General features: G+C 75.0%; 20 protein-coding genes and 1 riboswitch. Of the genes, 14 read left to right on the forward strand and 6 right to left on the reverse strand.

Going from position 1 to position 18,243, the window contains the following annotated elements:
• Window positions 1-72: 72 nt before the first annotated feature.
• The 6 genes from ABTY40_RS15540 to ABTY40_RS15565 all read left to right on the forward strand — a co-directional run bounded on the left by ABTY40_RS15540 (window position 73) and on the right by ABTY40_RS15565 (window position 4,324).
• Window positions 73-1,365, forward strand: coding sequence for a sensor histidine kinase (locus ABTY40_RS15540; RefSeq protein ID WP_352059958.1), 1,293 nt, complete (start codon window positions 73-75; stop codon window positions 1,363-1,365).
• 49 nt (window positions 1,366-1,414) lie between these two features.
• Window positions 1,415-2,125, forward strand: a complete 711-nt coding sequence (locus ABTY40_RS15545) for a response regulator (RefSeq protein ID WP_352059959.1) — start codon at window positions 1,415-1,417, stop codon at window positions 2,123-2,125.
• 127 nt (window positions 2,126-2,252) lie between these two features.
• Window positions 2,253-2,762 (forward strand): NUDIX domain-containing protein, encoded by a 510-nt coding sequence (locus ABTY40_RS15550; RefSeq protein ID WP_352059960.1) that lies wholly within the window; start codon window positions 2,253-2,255, stop codon window positions 2,760-2,762.
• Between the two features lie 80 nt (window positions 2,763-2,842).
• Entirely contained in the window at window positions 2,843-3,478 is a 636-nt protein-coding gene (locus tag ABTY40_RS15555; protein ID WP_352059961.1) for a DUF6629 family protein, read from the forward strand.
• Between the two features lie 7 nt (window positions 3,479-3,485).
• Complete coding sequence (locus tag ABTY40_RS15560; protein ID WP_352059962.1) at window positions 3,486-3,698, forward strand: hypothetical protein; 213 nt, start codon at window positions 3,486-3,488, stop codon at window positions 3,696-3,698.
• A 125-nt stretch (window positions 3,699-3,823) separates the two neighbouring features.
• Complete coding sequence (locus tag ABTY40_RS15565) at window positions 3,824-4,324, forward strand: peptidylprolyl isomerase (protein ID WP_352059963.1); 501 nt, start codon at window positions 3,824-3,826, stop codon at window positions 4,322-4,324.
• A gap of 76 nt (window positions 4,325-4,400) precedes the next feature.
• Here the strand turns inward: ABTY40_RS15565 and ABTY40_RS15570 are convergent, their stop codons facing one another.
• Entirely contained in the window at window positions 4,401-4,649 is a 249-nt protein-coding gene (locus tag ABTY40_RS15570) for a type B 50S ribosomal protein L31 (RefSeq protein WP_309051348.1), read from the reverse strand.
• A gap of 225 nt (window positions 4,650-4,874) precedes the next feature.
• Here ABTY40_RS15570 and ABTY40_RS15575 point away from each other — a divergent pair, with 225 nt between their 5' ends.
• Both ABTY40_RS15575 and ABTY40_RS15580 read left to right on the forward strand, forming a co-directional pair.
• Window positions 4,875-5,639 carry an alpha/beta fold hydrolase gene (locus ABTY40_RS15575; protein ID WP_352059964.1) on the forward strand — a complete coding sequence of 255 codons (765 nt, stop codon included), beginning with the start codon at window positions 4,875-4,877 and terminating at the stop codon, window positions 5,637-5,639.
• Between the two features lie 136 nt (window positions 5,640-5,775).
• On the forward strand, window positions 5,776-7,122 hold the full coding sequence (locus ABTY40_RS15580) for an alpha/beta family hydrolase (RefSeq protein WP_352059965.1): 1,347 nt from the start codon (window positions 5,776-5,778) through the stop codon (window positions 7,120-7,122).
• Here ABTY40_RS15580 and ABTY40_RS15585 read toward each other — a convergent pair.
• On the reverse strand, window positions 7,106-7,975 hold the full coding sequence (locus tag ABTY40_RS15585; protein WP_352059966.1) for a LysM peptidoglycan-binding domain-containing protein: 870 nt from the start codon (window positions 7,973-7,975) through the stop codon (window positions 7,106-7,108). The two genes, ABTY40_RS15580 and ABTY40_RS15585, sit on opposite strands and share 17 nt — an antisense overlap.
• Window positions 7,976-7,979: 4 nt before the next feature.
• Window positions 7,980-8,148: riboswitch (cyclic di-AMP (ydaO/yuaA leader) on the reverse strand.
• Window positions 8,149-8,531: 383 nt separating this feature from the next.
• Here ABTY40_RS15585 and ABTY40_RS15590 point away from each other — a divergent pair.
• Complete coding sequence (locus ABTY40_RS15590; protein WP_352059967.1) at window positions 8,532-9,167, forward strand: DUF6197 family protein; 636 nt, start codon at window positions 8,532-8,534, stop codon at window positions 9,165-9,167.
• 57 nt (window positions 9,168-9,224) lie between these two features.
• On the opposite strand, the gene ABTY40_RS15595 is transcribed toward ABTY40_RS15590, so the two are convergent.
• Complete coding sequence (locus ABTY40_RS15595; protein ID WP_352059968.1) at window positions 9,225-10,028, reverse strand: DeoR/GlpR family DNA-binding transcription regulator; 804 nt, start codon at window positions 10,026-10,028, stop codon at window positions 9,225-9,227.
• A gap of 151 nt (window positions 10,029-10,179) precedes the next feature.
• On the opposite strand from ABTY40_RS15595, the gene ABTY40_RS15600 reads away from it, so the two are divergent.
• The 4 genes from ABTY40_RS15600 (at window position 10,180) to ABTY40_RS15615 (ending at window position 14,362) form a co-directional block, all read left to right on the forward strand.
• The gene (locus ABTY40_RS15600) at window positions 10,180-11,100 is read left to right on the forward strand and encodes an SIS domain-containing protein (protein WP_352059969.1); all 921 of its coding nucleotides are present in this window, start codon (window positions 10,180-10,182) and stop codon (window positions 11,098-11,100) included.
• Between the two features lie 75 nt (window positions 11,101-11,175).
• The gene (locus tag ABTY40_RS15605) at window positions 11,176-12,012 is read left to right on the forward strand and encodes a class II fructose-bisphosphate aldolase (RefSeq protein WP_352059970.1); all 837 of its coding nucleotides are present in this window, start codon (window positions 11,176-11,178) and stop codon (window positions 12,010-12,012) included.
• Window positions 12,013-12,111: 99 nt separating this feature from the next.
• The gene (locus ABTY40_RS15610) at window positions 12,112-12,882 is read left to right on the forward strand and encodes an alpha/beta fold hydrolase (protein ID WP_352059971.1); all 771 of its coding nucleotides are present in this window, start codon (window positions 12,112-12,114) and stop codon (window positions 12,880-12,882) included.
• Window positions 12,883-13,141: 259 nt separating this feature from the next.
• Window positions 13,142-14,362: a S8 family peptidase gene (locus tag ABTY40_RS15615; RefSeq protein ID WP_352059972.1), complete on the forward strand. Its 1,221-nt coding sequence runs from the start codon at window positions 13,142-13,144 to the stop codon at window positions 14,360-14,362.
• 82 nt (window positions 14,363-14,444) lie between these two features.
• Here the strand turns inward: ABTY40_RS15615 and mgt are convergent, their stop codons facing one another.
• Complete coding sequence (gene mgt / locus ABTY40_RS15620; protein ID WP_352059973.1) at window positions 14,445-15,644, reverse strand: macrolide-inactivating glycosyltransferase; 1,200 nt, start codon at window positions 15,642-15,644, stop codon at window positions 14,445-14,447.
• Window positions 15,645-15,874: 230 nt separating this feature from the next.
• Window positions 15,875-16,825 carry a hypothetical protein gene (locus ABTY40_RS15625; protein WP_352059974.1) on the reverse strand — a complete coding sequence of 317 codons (951 nt, stop codon included), beginning with the start codon at window positions 16,823-16,825 and terminating at the stop codon, window positions 15,875-15,877.
• 227 nt (window positions 16,826-17,052) lie between these two features.
• On the opposite strand from ABTY40_RS15625, the gene ABTY40_RS15630 reads away from it, so the two are divergent.
• Entirely contained in the window at window positions 17,053-17,775 is a 723-nt protein-coding gene (locus ABTY40_RS15630) for an NPP1 family protein (protein ID WP_352060135.1), read from the forward strand.
• 60 nt (window positions 17,776-17,835) lie between these two features.
• Here the strand turns inward: ABTY40_RS15630 and ABTY40_RS15635 are convergent, their stop codons facing one another.
• The gene (locus ABTY40_RS15635; protein ID WP_345277897.1) at window positions 17,836-18,237 is read right to left on the reverse strand and encodes a hypothetical protein; all 402 of its coding nucleotides are present in this window, start codon (window positions 18,235-18,237) and stop codon (window positions 17,836-17,838) included.
• Between the last annotated feature and the right edge of the window lie 6 nt (window positions 18,238-18,243).

Genomic DNA, 18,243 nt, shown 5'->3' on the forward strand with positions numbered 1-18,243 from the left:
ACCGCCGTGTCATCCCCGGTCGTACACCCCCGGTCCGACGACCGGCGGCGCCCGGGCCCCTACGATCGCGGCATGTCTGTCATGCCGTCGGCCCCGTACCTGAGGAGAATCACCCCGGCCGGGTGGACGGTGACGGCCTGGCTCGCCGGGCTGGCCTTCACCTTCCTCCTCCGCGTACGTCTGCCCGGCCAGGAGCAGGCGGACGTCCTGGCCGGTGTGGCGTTCCTCCGCTGGGACGGCCTCACCCTGCTCGCCCTCGCCACGGCCCTCGCGGTGCGCGGCGGCCTGCTGCTGGCCCGCCGGCCGGCCGCGGCGCTCCGCCACCTCCTCGCCGCCGCCGTCGTGGGCACCACGCCCCTGTCCGTCACCGCGATCCCCCTCGCCCAGTACCTCGCCGTCGACGTGGCCCTGTACGTCATCGCCGCCTCCCGGCCGGCCCGCGAGGCGAACCGGGCCCTGCTGCTGGCCCTCGGCGTCCCCGTGGCGTACCTGGCCGTCCGGCTCCTCTCCGGCTGGAGCGTGGGCACCACCGGCGCCCTGGCGGTGGGGCTCACCGCCGCCGTCGCCTGGCTGCTCGGCCGCTTCGAGCGGCAGAGCCGTACGCACGCGGAGGAGACCCGCGTCCGGGACGCCGAACGCGCCGCCGAACGGGCCGTCACCGCCGAGCGCCTCCGCGTGGCCCGCGAGATGCACGACACGGTCGCCCACAGCATCGGCATCGTCGCCCTCCAGGCCGGCGCCGCCCGCCGGGTCATCACGACGCAGCCCGACGCGGCCCGCCAGGCCCTCGCCGAGATCGAGGCCGCGAGCCGCGACACCCTGGCGGGCCTGCGCCGGATGGTCGGCGCGCTGCGCACCCCGGACCAGGACACCGGAGCGGAACCGTCCGCGCCCGGCGACCCGCACGGCGCCGGACCCGCCGGGCTGCCCGACATGCCCGGCCTGGACGCGCTCGACCGGCTCACGGCGCTCACCGCCGCCGCGGGCGTCCGCCTCACGGTCCACCGCACCGGCGCCCCCCGCCCCCTGCCCCCGGACATCGACCTCTCGGCCTTCCGCCTCGTCCAGGAATCCGTCACCAACGTCGTACGCCACTCGGGCGCGGACTCCTGCACGGTCACCGTCGACCACCGCGACCCCGCGTCCCTCGTCGTCACCGTCGAGGACCCCGGTCCGCGCCCCGGCCAGGAGCGTGCCCGCACCGGCGGAGGCTCCGGCCACGGCCTGATCGGCATGCGGGAGCGCGTCGGCCTGCTCCACGGACGGTTCGAGGCGGGCCCCCGGCCGGCCGGCGGATTCCGCGTCACCGCCCACCTGCCCGTGCCCTCACCCTCCACCCCGGCCTCACCCTCACCCTCCACCTGACCTTCACCCCTCACCCCACCGCCACCCCCGCCCCGGAGTCGCCCCCGCCATGAGCCCTGCCACCCCCGCACCACCCGCCACCCCCGGCACCGGAGACGCGCCCCCGGTCCGTGTCGTCCTGGCCGACGACCAGCCCCTCGTCCGCACCGCGCTCCGCATGGTCATCGCCGACACCCCCGACCTCCTCGTGGTCGGCGAGGCCGCCGACGGGGCCGAAGCCGTCCGCCTCACCGAGGCGACCGCCGCCGACGTCGTGCTCATGGACCTCCGCATGCCCGGCACCGACGGCATCGAGGCCACCCGCCGCGTCACCGCCGGACCGAGCGGCGCCCGGGTCGTCGTCCTCACCACTTTCGACGACGACGAGCACGTCTACGGCGCGCTGGACGCCGGAGCCTCCGGCTTCCTCGTCAAGGACATGGCCCTCGACGACATCCTCGCCGCCGTCCGGATCGTCGCCTCCGGTGACGCGCTCCTCGCCCCCGGGGTCACCCGCCGCCTCATCAAGGAGTTCGCCGGCCGCCCCCGCCGGCCCGCCGCCGCACCCCGCCCGGGACCCGACGGCATCACCGACCGCGAACGGGAGGTCCTCACCCTCGTCGGCCGCGGCCTATCCAACACCGAGATCGCCCAGGAGCTCCACCTCAGCGTCGCCACCGCCAAGACCTACCTCACCCGGCTCCTGTCCAAGCTCGGCGCCCGCGACCGCGTGCACCTCGTCATCCTCGCCTACGAGACCGGGCTCGTCTCCGCGGACTGACCGGCCCCCGCCCCGCCGCCCCGGCCGGCTCACACGATCCGGTGATCCGTTCCGGAGCGGCCGGACGGTCCGCCCGGGACCGCTTGGATGGAGGAATCCCCATCGGCCCGTCGAGAGAGAGCCGCCCATGACGCACGCCTGGCTGCCGCCCGCCGCATACGTCGAGACCCTGCCGAGAGCGACGGCCTACGCCTGTCTCTACTTCACGGACACGGCGGGGCGCCCCTTCCAGCTGCGCGCCGGCTACGGAGCCGAGTCCTGCCGGTGGCAGTGGCCCGGCGGCAACATGGACCCGGGGGAGACGCCCTGGCAGACCGCCCTGCGCGAGTGCCGCGAGGAGACCGGGATCGTCTTCACCGGCCCGCCGCGCCTCCTCGGCGCCGACTTCACCACGGACCGGGGTGCCGCCTGGCCGGCGAACCACATCGGATTCGTCTTCGACGGCGGCGAGCTGACCGACGAACAGATCGCCGGGATCGTCCTCGACCCCGGGGAGCACAGCGAGTACCGGGTGCGGACCCTGGAGGAGTGGGAGCGCGAGATGGACCCCCGAGAGTTCCGCCGCCTCGCCGCCGTCGACCGCGCCCGCAGGACCGGGACGACCGTGTACATGGAGTCGGAACCCACCGGAGCCTGAACGGCGGCCCTCGGAGGCGGGGGCCTCCCCGCCCCGGTGTCGCGGGGGCGCCCCCGCGGCGGACGCGGTACACATCGGACATGTGCTGGAGTGCGGCGGCGGACCTCTGGGCGGGTCTCGGGATCGGAGCGGCCGGGGTGGTGGCCCTCGCCTCGGTGCGCCGTCCGGGCGACGCCCCGCTCGCGGCCCTGCCCCTGCTCCTCGGCGCCCACCAGGCCGTGGAGGCCGCCGTGTGGAGCGGTGGCGGGGGAGCCGGCCCGGCCACCCTCCTCTGGGCCGTGATCGCCCTGCCCCTGCTGCCGCTCTGGGTGCCGCTCGGCGTCCTCGCCGCCGCCCGGCCCGGCGACCGGCCGCGCCTGTACGCGCCGCTCGCCGCCGGACTCGGGACCGCCGCCTTCCTCGCCCACCGGCTCGCCACCGCCCCCGTCACCGCCGAGATCCACGGACGCACCGTCGGATACGCCGTCGGCCTGCCGTACGCCCCCGTGGTCCTCGCCGGCTACCTCTTCGCGACCGTCGGAGCCCTGCTCCTCGCCCGGGACCGGCGGCTCCGCCTGCTCGGCCTCGCCACCGGCGCGGGCGCGGCGCTCTGCGCGCTGCTGTGGCGCACGGCGTTCGTCTCCACCTGGTGCGCCCTGGCCGCCGTCGCCTCGCTGCTCCTCCTCGGATGGATCCGTGGCCGGCGAACCGTAACTCCTCGGCCGCTGAGCAGTTGACCAGGGCATGAAGAAGCGCAGCATGCTCGCCATCGCCTCCCTCGCCGCAGGCGTCGTCACCGCCCTCATCACCCCGCCGCCGCAGGCCGACGCCGCCGAAGCGCCCCTCGGCGGAGCCACCGGACTGCTCCAGGAGGACCAGGCCGTCGAGACCGTCGTCCACGAGGCCGGCCAGGCCGCCGAGGGCGCCCTGGACCAGCGGGGCGGCGGACTGCTCTGATCCCGCGCGCGGATGCCGTCGCGGGTGCCCCTCGCCCCCTCCCCGGGCGGCGGGGCACCCGCGACGTGACACGGCGGGAGGCGGCCCGTGCGCGTGCGGTACGGGGGTAATGACAGGATGTCCCCATGAGCAACGACAACGTGTTCTTCGACATCACCATCAACGACGAGCCGGCCGGCCGGATCGTCTTCAAGCTGTTCGACGACGTCGTCCCGAAGACGGCGCGCAACTTCCGTGAGCTCGCCACCGGCGAGCACGGCTTCGGTTACGAGGGCTCCCCGTTCCACCGCGTCATCCCGGAGTTCATGCTGCAGGGCGGTGACTTCACCAACGGCAACGGCACCGGCGGCAAGAGCATCTACGGCGAGAAGTTCGCCGACGAGAACTTCACGCTGAAGCACGACCGCCCGTACCTGCTCTCCATGGCGAACGCGGGCCGCAACACCAACGGTTCGCAGTTCTTCATCACCACGATCGTCACCAGCTGGCTCGACGGCAAGCACGTCGTCTTCGGCGAGGTCGTGGAGGGCCAGGACCTGGTGAAGAAGATCGAGTCCCTCGGCTCCCAGTCCGGCCGCACCAGTGCCAGCATCAAGGTCGCCAAGTCCGGCGTCGTCAAGGGCTGAGCCCTTCCCCGCCGGCCGGGGCCGGGCGCGCCGTTCTCGACACGCACCCGCCCCGGCCGGGACCCGCCGCCACGGCTCAGCCCTGCTCGCCGTACCGGCGCTCGAACTTCGCGATCCGGCCCTCCGTGTCGACCGTCCGCGCCTTGCCCGTGTAGAACGGGTGGCTCTCCGACGAGATCTCCACGTCGATCACCGGATACGTGTTCCCGTCGTCCCACTCGATGGTGGTGTCGCTGGTCGCCGTCGACCGCGTCAGAAACGCGTACCCCGCCGAGCGGTCCCGGAAGACCACCGGCCGGTACTCGGGCTGCTTGTCCTGCTGCACGTGTCCTCCTCCGGGGCTGACGCCCTGAGTCCTCCGGCCTGAGCGACAGGCCACCCCCAGCCTCGCCGCGCCCGGCCGGGGCGACCAGCGCCACGGGACCGACCGGGTGACGCGCCGGACGAGTCCCCCGGACCGCCCCTTTGACTGCGCGCGACCGGGACGCCACACTCGGTCGTCGGGCGCCGCCGAGAGGTGCGGGCCCTTCCCAGGCCACCAGGGGGCGCGATGACCGGCAGGGTTCTTCCGTACGAGGTGCACGGCGAGGGGCCGGGTCGTGCCCTCGTGCTCCACAACTGGTTCGGCGACCGCACCAGCTTCGCCCCGCTCCGCGACCACCTCGACCCAGCCGCCGGGCAGTACGCCTTCCTCGACTGCCGCGGCTACGGCGAGGCCCGCGACACGCCCGGCGACTACACGATGGAAGAGGTCGCCGCCGACGCCCTCGCCGTCGCCGACGACCTGGGCTGGGACTCCTTCACCGTCATCGGTCACTCCATGGGCGCCAAGGCCGCCCAGGTGATGCTCCTCGACGAGCCCGGCCGCGTCCGGTCCCTCGTCGGCATCTCACCGGTCTCCGCCGCGGGCTTCCCGCTCGACCCCGAGACCTGGGAACTCTTCGCCGGGGCCGCCGCCGAGCCCGCGAACCGGCGCGCCATCATCGACCGCACCACCGGCGGGCGGTACGACGACACCTGGCTCGGCACCCGCGTCGAACGGTCCGTGAACCGTTCGTCGGCCACCGCCTTCCGCGCCTACCTGGACTCCTGGGCCCGCGCCGACTTCCACGAGCGCGTCCGCGACAACCCCGTGCCCGTCCTGCTCGTCGTCGGCGCCCACGACCCCGCCCTCGGCGCGGAGGCCATGGAGGCCACCTGGCTGCGCTGGTACCCCAACGCCCGCCTCCACGTCCTCGAGGACGCCGGCCACTACGCCCCCGAGGAGACCCCGAAGGCCCTCGCCGAGGCCATCGAGGCCTTCCTCGCCGCCTGACCCGGCCCCGGGCCGCTCCCTTGGGGTGCGGGCGACGGTGGGGGCGTGCCTACCCTGGAGGGAGCACGGGCCGGGGGCAGGGCCCCGGCACCGCCCGGAAGCCGCGGCGCACGCGGACGGCGGAAGGCGGCCGAGCATGTACTTCACGGACCGGACCGACGCGGGACGGCGCCTCGCCGCCCGCCTCGGCCACCTCGCGGCCCTCGACGTCACGGTCCTCGGCCTGCCCCGGGGCGGGGTCCCCGTGGCCGCCGAGGTCGCCGACGCCCTCGGCGCGCCGCTCGACATCTGCGTGGTACGGAAGCTGGGCGTGCCGTACCGGCCCGAGGTCGCGATGGGGGCCATCGGAGAGGGCGGCGTCAGGGTCCTGAACGACCAGGTGCTCCGCGACGCCCGGGTGGCCCCGGGTGACCTCGCGGCTGTCGAGGAACGCGAGCGCGCCGAGCTGGAGCGGCGCGCTCGCCGCTACCGGGGCGGCCGGCGGCCCGTACCGCTCGACGGCAGGACGGTCCTCGTGGTCGACGACGGGCTCGCGACCGGGGCCACCGCGCTCGCGGCCTGCCGGGTCGTCCGCGCCCGGGGCGCGGCACGGATCGTCTTCGCCGTCCCGGTCGCCCCCCGCGGCTGGACCACCCGCCTCGGCGGGGAGGCGGACGAGACCGTGTGTGTCCACACGCCGGACGGCTTCGCCGCGGTCGGCCAGTTCTACGAGGACTTCTCCGCGACCTCCGACGAGGAGGTCGTCGCCCGGCTCGCGCACAGCCGGGCCGTGCACGGACCCGTCGTCCGGGAGTCGGACGTCCGACTCCCGCTGCCGGAGGGCGGGGGCACCCTCGCCGGGCGGCTGGCCGTGCCCGAGGACGCGCACGGCGTCGTCCTGTTCGCCCACGGCAGCGGCAGCGGCCGGCACAGCCCCCGCAACCGGGCGGTGGCCGGAGCCCTGAACCGGGCGGGCCTCGGCACGCTCCTCTTCGACCTGCTCACCGAGGACGAGGCGGCCGACCGGCGGCTCGTCTTCGACACGCCGATGCTCGCCGGACGCCTGGCCCGGGCCACGGAGTGGCTGGCGGCGGAGCCGGCGGCCCGGGGGCTGCCGCTCGGCTGGTTCGGCGCGAGCACGGGAGCGGCCGCCGCCCTGTGGGCGGCGGCCGGGCCGGTCGGTACGGCGGGCGGCGGGACCGGTGCCCGGCCCGCGGCGATCGTCTCGCGCGGGGGCCGGCCCGACCTGGCCCACGAACGGCTGGCCCGGGTCGACGCCCCCACCCTCCTCGTGGTGGGCGGACGCGACGCGCTCGTCCTGGACCTCAACCGGAAGGCACAGGCGATGCTGCGCTGCGAGAACCGGCTGGAGGTCGTGCCCGGCGCCACCCACCTCTTCGAGGAGCCGGGCGCCCTGGAGGAGGTGGCGGAGCTCGCCGCCTCCTGGTTCACCGGGCACTTCGGACGCCGGACGGCCGCCTCGGACGTCAGTACGGGCCGTTGACGTTGTCAATCGAGCCGTAGCGGTCCGCCGCGTAGTTGCAGGCGGCGGTGATGTTCGCGACCGGGTCGAAGAGGTCCATGGACGTGCCCGGCACGTGGTAGGCCATGAAGGTCGGTTCGATGACCTGGAGCAGGCCCTTCGACGGGGTGCCGGCCGCGGCGTTGGAGTCCCACAGGTTGATGGCCCGCGGGTTGCCGGAGGACTCGCGCATCACGTTGCGCAGGATGCCGTCGTACGAACCGGGGATGCCGTACCGGGCCATGACGTCGAGCGACTCGCGGATCCAGCCGTCCAGGTTGTCGGCGTAGGCCGTCGTGGCGGCCCGGGCGGCAGGTGCCGCGGCGGGAGCGGCGGCCGGAGCCGCGGCGGCACCGGAGGAGGCGGGAGCCGAGCGCCGCTCGCCGCGGCTCGCGCGCTCGCTGGTGCCGGCCGGGGTCTTCGCCGCGGGAGCCTTCGCGGAATCCCGACGAATCGTCAGTTCGAGCCCGGGGTGAATGAGTGACGGATTGTCACCCACCACGGTCCGGTTGGCCCGGTAAAGAGCCTTCCAGCCGCCCTGAATTCCCTTCTCCCGTGCGATGCCGGAAAGGGAGTCGCCCTTCACGACGGTATAGGTGCGGGTCGTGGCGGGAGCGGCGGGGAGCGTGGCGGGGACGGTCGCGGCCGGCCGGGCGGAAGGCGCCGCCGGGAGCGCGTGGGCGGCGGTCTGCGGGGCCCCGGCGACCGGCTGGGCACCGGCCGAGGCGGGTACGACGAGCGGCAGGGCCAGCGCGGCGCCGCCCGAACCGGCGAGGGCGAGACCACGGGGGACGGTGCGGCGCCGAGGGCGGCGGTGCTTACCGTGTGCAGGCATGACGGCTTCCTCTCCGGCGCCTGCGGGGTGAGCTGTCGGGTTCGGACGGGAGGTGTCCGGCCGCGCGCACGCGGCTTCACCCCGAGCCGCTCCGGAAGGCCGGACCGGCGTGTTCGTGGGTCCCCCGCTCCTGCCGTCGGGTGAAAAGGGAGGTTTTCAGGCGGTGGCAGGATTCGGCGGTCCGCCTGAATGGGGGTGACCGTAGGCCAGAAAGGGGGCCGGGAACAAGGCGTCGCCCCGCGCATTCACGGAAAAGCGGTTCCCGGAATTCGCGCATTCAAGATCCTGTGGAGCGGCGGCCGGGCGAACGGCCTTGCGGCGTACGGCTCGGCCGACGCCGGAACCCCTCCGGGCGGGCCGGGAAGTGAAACGCGTCACCCGGAGCGCAATGTCCGAATATGGGCTGTAATTCCGATCGAAAGGGAAGCGGGTGAAATGCTCCCCCTTCGGGTGGCGTGAAAAGGGGTGGCCGAGCGCCGCGCCCACGAAAGGGGCAAATGTCGCGAAGTCGACATTTGTGCTGAAGGATGAGGTCCTCCGACCTCAGGAGCCGCCCATGTCCTCCGCCCCTTCCCTGCTCGGCCCCGACGCCCTGGACCGCGAGGCCGCCGCCCTGTACGAGAGCGCGACCTGGCAGCGGATCGTCGAGAACTGGCACGGCCAGGCCCCCGCCCCCGCTCCCCCCGGCGAGAACCCGGGCCCGGAGGAGCGGCCGGGGGAGGACTGGCGCGCCCTCCTCACCGTCCCGGTGGACCGGCTCGTCGCCGAGGCCCTCGACGCGCTGCCGCCCGCCCTGCCCGCCGAGCGCCGGCTCCCCGGCCGCGTCGGAGCCGCGCTCCCGGACCGCCTGCACGTGTGGCGCCGGATCGGCCAGGCCGATCTGCGCCCCTCGGTGCACCTCGGCTACGCCCGCCAGGTCCTGGAGGAATGGGGCTGGCAGAACGCCCCGTACCGGCTCCGCGACGCCCGGGGCGCCCGCTGCGTCTGCGGCGCCCTGCTCGCCGCCCACCGCCTCGGCTACGGCAGCGCCGACACCATGAACCAGGCCGCCGCCTGGATCGTCACCGAGCTGCGCGCCCGGGGCTGGACCGGGCTGATCGGACCCTGGAACCGTGCCCCCGGCCGGACCGCCGCCGACGCCCTGGCCCTGCTGGACGCCACCGCCCGCCGGGCCGCGTACGCCGGCCACTGAACGGCCGCCCGCCGCCCGGCCCCGGTGACTCCGGCACGAGGGCGGCGGCGCGGTCGGTCAGACGGTCAGCACCTTCACGCCCGCCTCGCCGAACCGCGCGACCGCCTCCGCCGGGACGGCGGAGTCCGTGACGAGGAGGTCGACGCGGCCGGTCCCGCAGATGCGGGCGAACGCCCGCCGGCCCAGCTTCGAGGAGTCCGTCACGACCACGACCCGGCTCGCCCGCTCGGCGAACAGACGACTGACGGCCGCCTCCTCCTCCTGATGGGCCATCACGCCCAGCTCGGCGTCCATGCCGTCGACGCCGAGCACCACCACGTCCAGGACGACTTCGCCGAGCACGCCGGCCGTCAGTGGTCCCACCAGCTCGTACGTCTGCGGACGCGCCACCCCGCCCGTCGTGACCAGCTTGATCGCCGGCCGCACGGCCAGCTCGCCGGCGATGTTGAGGGCGTTGGTGACCACGGTCAGCGCCGGCGCGGCCGGGACGGCACCCGGCGCCTGTGCCCGCTCGCCGGCGAACCGCACCGCGAGCGCCCGCGCCACCTCCGTCGTCGTCGTACCGCCGTTGAGTCCCACGACCTCGCCGGGCGCGATCAGATCCGCCACGGCGGCCGCGATCCGCCGCTTCTCCGGCGTGTGCCGGGTGGACTTGTAGCGCAGCGGAAGCTCGTACGAGACGCCGTGGGCGACCGCGCCGCCCCGGGTGCGCACGAGCAGCCGCTGCTCGGCGAGTTCGTCCAGGTCGCGGCGGATCGTGGCGGCGGAGACGTCCAGCGCGGCGGCGGCCTCCTCGACCTCCACCCTGCCGGAGTCGGCGAGCAGTTCGAGGAGCGCGTTCCACCGCTCGTGCTTGGCCATGTGTGCCGTTCCCCTCCCGCTCGTCCGCGCGGCGATTCTAGCCGCCGCGCTGCACGGGACCTGGAAAGTGGATGCGTGGATCTGCTTGAATCTGACGCTGTCCGAGCAACTTCAATCATCACCCCGTCTCTCCGTTCGCAAGGAGCGCCGCATGACCTCCCGTACCTCCGCGGAGATCGCCTCCCAGCCCACCACCTGGCGCCAGGCGGCCCGCACCCTCGACCGGCACACCGCGGCCCTGCCCCGGCGCGGCGAGCGCGTCGCCGTCATCGGCTGCGGCACCTCCTGGTTCATGGCACTGGCCTACGCGGAGCTGCGCGAGTCCGGCGGCCACGGGGAGACCGACGCCTTCGCCGCCTCCGCCTTCCCGTACGGACGCCGCTACGACCGCGTCCTCGCGATCACCCGCTCCGGCACGACGAGCGAGGTCCTCACCGTCCTCGCCCGGCTCCGGGGCGGCGTGCCGACCGGCGCCCTGACGGCCGACCCGACCACCCCCGTCATGGACCTCGCCGACGCGGTCGCCGTCCTGGACTTCGCCGACGAGGAGTCGGTCGTGCAGACGCGGTTCGCCACGACCGCCCTGGCCCTGCTCCGCGCCCACCTGGAGGCCGAGGGCGCGCTGCCCGAGGGCGTCGCCCCCGTCGAGGAGGCGGCGGGCGACGCCGAACGGGCCCTCGGCCTCCCCCTGGACGAGGCGCTCGTCTCCGCCGAGCAGCTGACCTTCCTGGGCACCGGCTGGACCTACGGACTCGCCCTGGAGGCCGGACTCAAGATGCGCGAGGCGGCCGGCGCCTGGACCGAGGCGTACCCGGCGATGGAGTACCGCCACGGGCCCATCAGCATCACCGGCCCCGGCCGGGTGGCCTGGGGCTTCGGCGCCCTGCCCGCCGGGCTGGCGGACGAGGTCCGCAAGGTCGGCGGCACCGTCGAGGAGAGCGACCTCGACCCCCTGGCCGACCTGGTGCGCGCCCAGCGCCTGGCCGTCGCGGTCGCCGAGGCGCGCGGCCTCGACCCCGACACCCCCCGGAACCTCACCCGCTCGGTCGTCCTGGCGGACCTCGATGGCTGACCGCCCCTCCGGCCGAAGGCCCCGCCGGCCGGCCGCCGCCCCCGCCGTACCCGCCGCCCCCACGGGAGAAGGACCATGCCGCTGACGCCCACCGACGAGATCGTCCGCCGGGCCCGCACCGCCGGCCGGGGCGTCGGCGCCTTCAACGTCCTCCAACTGGAACACGCCCAGGCCATCGTGGCCGGGGCGGAGAGCGCCGACCGGCCGGTCGTTCTCCAGATCAGCGAGAACACCGTCCGCTACCACGGCGCCCTCGAACCGGTCGCCCTCGCCTCCCTCGCCGTGGCCCGGGCGGCGAAGGTGCCCGTCGCCGTCCACCTCGACCACGCGGAGAACCCCGAGCTGGTGCGCGAGGCGGTCGCCCTCGGCCTCGGGTCCGTCATGTTCGACGCCTCCACGCTCCCGTACGCGGAGAACGTCGCCGCGACCCGCGAGGTCGTGGAGTTCTGCCACCGGCACGGCGTCTGGGTGGAGGCCGAACTCGGCGAGATCGGCGGCAAGGGCGGCGCGCACACCCCCGGAGTCCGCACCGATCCCGACGAGGCCCGCGCCTTCGTCACGGCCACGGGCGTCGACGCGCTCGCCGTGGCGGTGGGCAGCTCCCACCAGATGCTCACCCGTGACGCGGTGCTGGACTTCGACCTGATCGCCCGGCTGCGCGCGGCGATCGACACCCCGCTGGTGCTGCACGGCTCCTCGGGCGTCGCGGACGGCGACCTCGCGGCCGCGGTCGCGGCCGGCATGACCAAGGTGAACGTCTCCACCCACCTCAACAAGGCCTTCACCCGGGCGGTACGGGCGCACCTCGCGGAGCACCCGGAGACGGTCGACCCCCGCCGTTATCTCGGCCCGGCCCGCACGGCGGTCGCCGCAGCCGTCGCCCACCTGCTGGTGGTGCTCTCCCCGGCCTGACGCGCGGGGCCGCGCCGGACGCGCTGTCGGTGCCCCCTTCTAAGGTGGGTGCCGACCGTGCGCGAGGGCGTGCGGCGTCGGAACGGGGAGCGGGCAGGCATGCGGGAGTTGTACCTGGAGGACGAGCGGGCCCACATCCGGTGGATCGACCTGCCGGGTGAGGGGCCCGTGCGCGTCTTCGTCCACGGGCTGGGCTGCACGGCGGCCTCGGACTTCGCGCACATCGCGACGCACCCGGCCCTCGGGGGCGGCCGAGCGCTGCTGGTGGACCTCCTCGGTCACGGCCTGAGCGACCGGCCCGCGGGCTTCGACTACCGCATGGAGTCCCAGGCGGCGGCGGTCGCTGCGGTCCTCGACCACCTCGGGCTCGCCGGCGTGGACCTGGTCGGGCACTCGATGGGCGGCGCCGTCGCGATCCAGCTGGCGGCGGCGCGTCCGGACCTCGTGGCCCGGCTCGTCGTGGCCGAGCCCAACGTCCGGCCCGGCCCGGGCGCGTTCAGCGGTCCCGTCGCCGCCCAGGAGGAGAAGGCGTTCGTCGCGGAGGGCTTCGCCCGCATGCTGGCCGCCGGTGACCGGCCCGACTACACGGCCCGGCTGCGCCTCGCCGACCCGCTGGCCGTGCACCGCAGCGCGGTGGCGCTCGTGGAGGGCACCGTGCCGTCGGGCGGTGAGCTCCTCGTGGCCCTCGGCGTCCCCCGGACCTTCCTGGTGGGGGAGTGGAGCCTGCCCGAGCCGGACGCCGCGTGGATGGCGGCGGCCGGTGTCCCGGTGCGCGAGGTCCCGGCGGCGGGACACAACCTGATGCTGGACAACCCGGAGGGGTTCGCCGCCGCGCTGGCGGACGCGCTCACGGACCGTCAGGGGGCGTGACGGGGGCGGATCCCGGCCACCGTAGCAAGCCCTTCGCGCCATCGTGCGGGCGTTCGACGGGGATTCGATTGCAGAGTTGTGGCAGATGCATGACAAGGCTTCAACTCTCTTGATCGGCGCCGCCGATGAGGACAGGCTGCTGATCACGCCGAGCGCGGCCCCACCGCTCCCGGCCGTGTGCGTGAACCCCACGCGCACCCCCCACAGCCGTGCCGCCCCACCCCGGGGGCACGGCGCCCAGGAGGAGGAAACCCTCGTCATGGCACTCCCCAAGCGCACCCCTGCCCGCCTCGCCGCCACGGCGTCCCTCGCGACCGCCGCCGCCCTGCTCGGCACCTTCGCCGCCCTTCCCGCCCAGGCGGCCCCCGCTCCCGCCGAGGGCACCGTGCTCGCGGCCGGCGCCGCCGACGCCGTGCCCGGCAGCTACATCGTCACGCTCAAGCAGGACGCGGGCTTCAAGGCCTCCTCCGCCCAGGGGCGGAAACTGATAGCGCGCTACGGCGGCACGGTCGGCAAGACCTTCGGCGCCGCGCTCGACGGTTACACGGCGACCCTCGACGCCACCCAGGCCCGCAGGCTGGCCGCCGACCCGGCCGTCGCCTCCGTCGAGCAGAACCGGCTCGTCCGCGCCGACGCGACCCAGACCAACGCCCCCTGGGGCCTGGACCGGATCGACCAGGCGAACCTGCCGCTGAACGGCACCTACACCTACCCCGACAGCGCCGGCGCGGGTGTCACCGCGTACGTCATCGACACCGGCGTCCGGATCAGCCACAGCGAGATCGCCGGCCGGGCCGTGAACGGTTACGACGCCGTCGAGGGCGACACCGTCGCCCAGGACGGCAACGGGCACGGCACCCACGTCGCCACGACCATCGCCGGCAAGACCTACGGCGTGGCCAAGGCCGCGAAGATCGTCGCCGTCCGCGTCCTCGACAACAACGGCTCCGGCACCACCGCCGGTGTCATCGCGGGCATCGACTGGGTGACGTCCCACCACACGGCGGGCGCGCCCGCCGTCGCCAACCTCTCCCTCGGCGGCGGCGCCTCCACCACCCTCGACAACGCGGTGAAGAGGTCGATCGCGGACGGCGTGACCTACGCCGTCGCCGCCGGCAACTCCGGCGTCAACGCCTCCTCCACCTCGCCCGCCCGCGTCCCCGAGGCGATCACCGTGGGCGCCACCAACAGCTCCGACGCCAAGGCCAGCTGGTCCAACTACGGCTCCGTCCTGGACATCTTCGCCCCCGGCGTGTCGATCACGGCCGGCTGGCACACCGGTGACACCGCCACCAACACGATCTCCGGCACGTCGATGGCCACCCCGCACGTGGCCGGCGCCGCCGCCGTCCACCTGGCCGGCCACCCCTCCGCCACCCCGGCCCAGGTCGCCTCCGCCCTCGTCAACGGCTCCACCCCGAACAAGGTGACCAGCCCCGGCAGCGGCTCCCCGAACCGTCTGCTGCGGCTCGTCCCGTAACCACCCCGCCGGGGCCTTCCCCCGGCACGCGCGGGGGGTCCGTCCCGGAGGCGATCGGCGCCTGCGGGACGGACCCCTTTCGTCACCGGCCCGCGAGTTCCGCCTCGACGAGGTCGGCGGCCCGCCGCGTCCCGCCCTCCCCGGCCATCTCCCGCCGGACCGCGGCGGCGCGGCGCGCGACCGCGGGGTCGGAGACGAGGGCGAGCACCGCCTCGCGCAGCCGTTCCGGTGTGACCTCGTCCATCGGCAAGTGCCGGGCGACCCCCAGCGACTCCAGCATCGCGGCGTTGCTGAACTGGTCGGTGGCCTGCGGCACCGCGACCATGGGCGTGGCGGTCGCCAGGCCCTCCTGGCTGCCCCCCGCCCCGGCGTGGGTGACGAACGCGTCCGCCTGCCTCAGCACCGACAGCTGCGGCACCCAGGAACGCACCTCGACGTTCTCGGGGACGTCCCCGAGCTCCCCGGGGGTGACGAACTTGCCGATCTGCAGGACGACGTGCCAGCCCGGCAGATCTCCGAAGGCCTCGACGCAGGCCCGGTAGAAGGCCGGCTGCTTGGTGAAGGCGGATCCCAGGGAGACCAGGAGCACCTTCTCCGCGCCCGCCGGACGCGTCCACGTCCCCTGCTCGGACCGGTCGCCCTGGCAGGCGCCGACGAAGGTGTACACGGAGGCGTCCACCCGGTCGGCGTGCGGCTGCAGGGCCCGGGGGATGAGGACCAGGGCCCGGCGCGGGCGGGCGATCAGCCGGTCGGGGTGGGTGTCGACGCCGTGCTCCGCCAGCCACGCCTCGAACCGCGCGTAGTAGGCCTTGCCGCGCGGTGACGCCTTGAGCTCGGCGAACACCGGCTCCGCCACCTCCTCCTCGTACCCCTCCCAGGGCACGAGGTTGGGCCAGAGCGAGACGGCGGGCACGCCCCAGCCGTGGGCCAGGACGGGAGCCGGGTACGAGGTGATGTCGTGCAGCACCAGGTCCGGCCGGTCGTCCTCGAAGGCCGCGGCGAGCTGGGGCAGTGCGTGGATCGCGTCGGCGAGGAACGGCTCGATGTTGTCGATCAGTTCGGTGCCCCAGGCGTCGGGGTCGTCGTCCGTCGGGAGGGTGGAGGTGTAGACGACGGGCGTGGCGCCGGTCGCGGCGACCTTGTCGGCGAAGGAGGCGGGGATGGCGTAGCTGACCCGGTGCCCCCGGGCGACCAGCTCGCGGATGACCTCCAGGCTGGGGTTCACGTGGCCGTGGGCGGCGATGGAGAACATGGCGAGGTGGGCGGGGGGAGTCGTGGTCATGGGCACCACCCTAGACGAGACGCAACGTATCGTCTAGCTATTTCGGTGGTGTCGAGCGCCGTGGGACGGCCACGTTGTGGACGGCGCGGCCGGACGCCGGCGGGCACCGGCCGCGCCCCGGGGAGCAGGTGTGCGTCGTCCTCCGGGGCGCCGACACCGACCCGTCCGGCCTGAGGGGCGTGCCGGCGCACCGATCCGGCGGGGGGCCGCGGGGCGGTGATCCGGGGGTGTCAGCGCGGCGGCATGAGCAGCCGGGGCAGCTCGCCCGTCCGGTTCTGATCACCGGGCCGCAGCCCCGTTCCGGCCCGGTTCGGCCACTCCATGGTGACCATCGGGGCCGGGCCGCCGCCGGTGCGGAGGGTGGCCCCGGCGAACCGCTCGCCCCCGGCGGTCCGGGGCTTCAGCGCGTCGGTGACGCGCCGGGCGCCGTCGGCCGACGCGGTGAGGGCACACAGCCGCTCCCGCGACGAGCCGTCGGTGCCGGCCCGGGCGCCGATCGCGAAGAGGGTGAGCCCCGGCAGGTTCCGGCCCGGCCGGGTGCCGTAGAAGGTGGCGGCGAACACGTCCTCGCCGAGGCAGCGTACGACGGACCGGTACGCCGGATCGTCGGCGACCGAGCGCTCCGGGGCCGTCAGCGGCGGCAGGGCGTTCTCCGGTCCCGCCGTGGAGGAGCGGACACCACCGGAGACCGCCGTCCGCGCGGGCCCGTCGCTCAAGAGGGCCCCGCCCCCGGTCCGCTCCTCCTTCCAGCCCCGCTTCGTCAGGGCGGCCGTGACGGCGGCCACGTCGAAGCGTCCCGTCAGACGGGCTGCCCCGGGCGTGATCTGCACGGAGGTGTCCACGTCGGCCGCGTCGAAGCCGAGGGCCGCGCGCGGCGAATCGCCGTCGTACCGCGCGTGCGCAAGTTCCGGGATCCCGAATCCGTCGAGGCCGCCGTACAGTTCCCTGTCCTCACCGAGGAGTCGCCGCGCCTCGCGCACGTCCACGTACGTCAGCGCGGCCTCGCCGCCCGCGCCCGCGGGAATGCCGTCCAGTGCGGCCGACAACCTGCCGCCGGAGCCGGCTCCGTCGGCTCCGCCCGCGTTCCCCGCGGGGCCCGTGTCGGCGCCGCAGGCCGCGAGGCCCGCGGCGAGCACCGCCGCCGCGACCGCGCGCCCCGTCCGCCGGTCGTGCCAAGCCATCGTCGTCTCCCTCGTCCCGCGCTCGCGCTGTCGGCAGGAGTCTGCCATCGCGCACTGCCGCCGACGCGCGGGGCCGTCCCGCGATTGGACTGCGATGAGGTGGGCATGTCAGTGCCTGGTGCCGGCGGCAGCCGCCGCACCGGGTGCCGCCGCCACCGGCGCACCCCGGACCAGGAGACGTGGGGGAAACCGTGCGGAACCGTGCCAGGGGGACACTCGTCCTCGCCATGACGCTCGCCCTGCTCGGCGCCGCGCCCGGCAGCGCCCTCGCCGCCCCGCCCCCGGCGCTCCCCGCCGCGGCGGACCCGCTGGAACAGACGTACCAACCCGCCTACGACTACGACACCGACGGCTGCTACCCGACCCCGGCCGTCGGAGCCGACGGAACCGTCAACGGCGGTCTCAACCCCTCCGGCGCGCTCAACGGCCAGTGCCGCGACTCCTCGGACCTCGCCAACACCAACGGGTATGCCCGCCACACGTGCAACAACGGCTGGTGCGCCGTCCTGTACGGCCTCTACTTCGAGAAGGACCAGGCCGTCGCCGGCAGCGGTCTCGGCGGCCACCGCCACGACTGGGAACACGTGGTCGTCTGGATCCACGAGGGCCGAGCCCGCTACGTCGCCACCTCCGCGCACGGCCGGTTCGACATCCACCCGAGCGACCGCGTCCGCTGGGACGGAACCCACCCCAAGATCGTCTACCACAAGGACGGCTGGAGCACCCACTGCTTCCGTCTCGCGGGCGGCAACGACGAGCCGCCCGAGAACCACCGGGGGACCTGGCAGTTCCCGAGCCTCGTCGGCTGGAACGGCTACCCGCCCGGCGTCCGCGAGAAGCTCGTCCAGGCCGACTTCGGCAGCGCCGTCTTCGGTCTCAAGGACGGCAACTTCGCCGCCCACCTGGCCAAGGCCCTCCCGCCGGGCATCCCCTTCGACCCGTACGCCTGACGCTTGAGCCCAAGGCCGTCCGGGTCCGCCCGGGCCCGGGCAGGAGGAGGTGGGGGCACGTCACGCCAGCAGCGCGATCGCCAGCGCGCCGGAGGCGTCCACCACCCCGCACCACTCCGCCCAGGCCCGTGGCACGACCGCTCCCGAGCGGAGATGGACGAAGTCCCAGACGGCGTGGCCCAGCCAGCCCGCCGCCACCACGTACAGGGCGAGCGGCACGGACACCGACAGCGCCAGCAGCGCCACGGCCGTGAAACCGGCGAGCCCGAGGAGTTGGACGCCCAGCGTCCGCCGCCGGCGCAACTCCCCGCGCAGCGCGCCGAAGACCAGGTAGCAGACGGGCATGGCGACGAGGAGGGAGGCGAGGAACCCGGCCGGCGGCGAACCGTCGGCAAAGGTCACGACGGCCAGGGCGAGAGCCAGGAACGTGGGCCACCGGTGGGCGAGTCGGTCGATCGTCATGCCCGC

The sequence above is a fragment of the Streptomyces sp. NPDC126503 genome (assembly GCF_040302405.1).
In the GTDB taxonomy this organism is placed as follows: Bacteria; Actinomycetota; Actinomycetes; order Streptomycetales; family Streptomycetaceae; genus Streptomyces; species Streptomyces gulbargensis.

What these genes read in the sequence shown, in the direction of transcription:
- ABTY40_RS15625 (WP_352059974.1), bottom strand. Translation starts at nt 16,825, where the DNA reads ATGGCTTGGCACGACCGGCGGACGGGGCGCGCGGTCGCGGCGGCGGTG.
- ABTY40_RS15610 (WP_352059971.1), top strand. Translation starts at nt 12,112, where the DNA reads ATGCGGGAGTTGTACCTGGAGGACGAGCGGGCCCACATCCGGTGGATC.
- ABTY40_RS15555 (WP_352059961.1), top strand. Translation starts at nt 2,843, where the DNA reads ATGTGCTGGAGTGCGGCGGCGGACCTCTGGGCGGGTCTCGGGATCGGA.
- ABTY40_RS15615 (WP_352059972.1), top strand. Translation starts at nt 13,142, where the DNA reads ATGGCACTCCCCAAGCGCACCCCTGCCCGCCTCGCCGCCACGGCGTCC.
- ABTY40_RS15580 (WP_352059965.1), top strand. Translation starts at nt 5,776, where the DNA reads ATGTACTTCACGGACCGGACCGACGCGGGACGGCGCCTCGCCGCCCGC.
- ABTY40_RS15595 (WP_352059968.1), bottom strand. Translation starts at nt 10,028, where the DNA reads ATGGCCAAGCACGAGCGGTGGAACGCGCTCCTCGAACTGCTCGCCGAC.
- ABTY40_RS15540 (WP_352059958.1), top strand. Translation starts at nt 73, where the DNA reads ATGTCTGTCATGCCGTCGGCCCCGTACCTGAGGAGAATCACCCCGGCC.
- ABTY40_RS15575 (WP_352059964.1), top strand. Translation starts at nt 4,875, where the DNA reads ATGACCGGCAGGGTTCTTCCGTACGAGGTGCACGGCGAGGGGCCGGGT.
- ABTY40_RS15565 (WP_352059963.1), top strand. Translation starts at nt 3,824, where the DNA reads ATGAGCAACGACAACGTGTTCTTCGACATCACCATCAACGACGAGCCG.
- ABTY40_RS15605 (WP_352059970.1), top strand. Translation starts at nt 11,176, where the DNA reads ATGCCGCTGACGCCCACCGACGAGATCGTCCGCCGGGCCCGCACCGCC.
- ABTY40_RS15590 (WP_352059967.1), top strand. Translation starts at nt 8,532, where the DNA reads ATGTCCTCCGCCCCTTCCCTGCTCGGCCCCGACGCCCTGGACCGCGAG.
- ABTY40_RS15635 (WP_345277897.1), bottom strand. Translation starts at nt 18,237, where the DNA reads ATGACGATCGACCGACTCGCCCACCGGTGGCCCACGTTCCTGGCTCTC.
- mgt (WP_352059973.1), bottom strand. Translation starts at nt 15,644, where the DNA reads ATGACCACGACTCCCCCCGCCCACCTCGCCATGTTCTCCATCGCCGCC.
- ABTY40_RS15600 (WP_352059969.1), top strand. Translation starts at nt 10,180, where the DNA reads ATGACCTCCCGTACCTCCGCGGAGATCGCCTCCCAGCCCACCACCTGG.
- ABTY40_RS15545 (WP_352059959.1), top strand. Translation starts at nt 1,415, where the DNA reads ATGAGCCCTGCCACCCCCGCACCACCCGCCACCCCCGGCACCGGAGAC.
- ABTY40_RS15560 (WP_352059962.1), top strand. Translation starts at nt 3,486, where the DNA reads ATGAAGAAGCGCAGCATGCTCGCCATCGCCTCCCTCGCCGCAGGCGTC.
- ABTY40_RS15550 (WP_352059960.1), top strand. Translation starts at nt 2,253, where the DNA reads ATGACGCACGCCTGGCTGCCGCCCGCCGCATACGTCGAGACCCTGCCG.
- ABTY40_RS15630 (WP_352060135.1), top strand. Translation starts at nt 17,053, where the DNA reads ATGACGCTCGCCCTGCTCGGCGCCGCGCCCGGCAGCGCCCTCGCCGCC.
- ABTY40_RS15585 (WP_352059966.1), bottom strand. Translation starts at nt 7,975, where the DNA reads ATGCCTGCACACGGTAAGCACCGCCGCCCTCGGCGCCGCACCGTCCCC.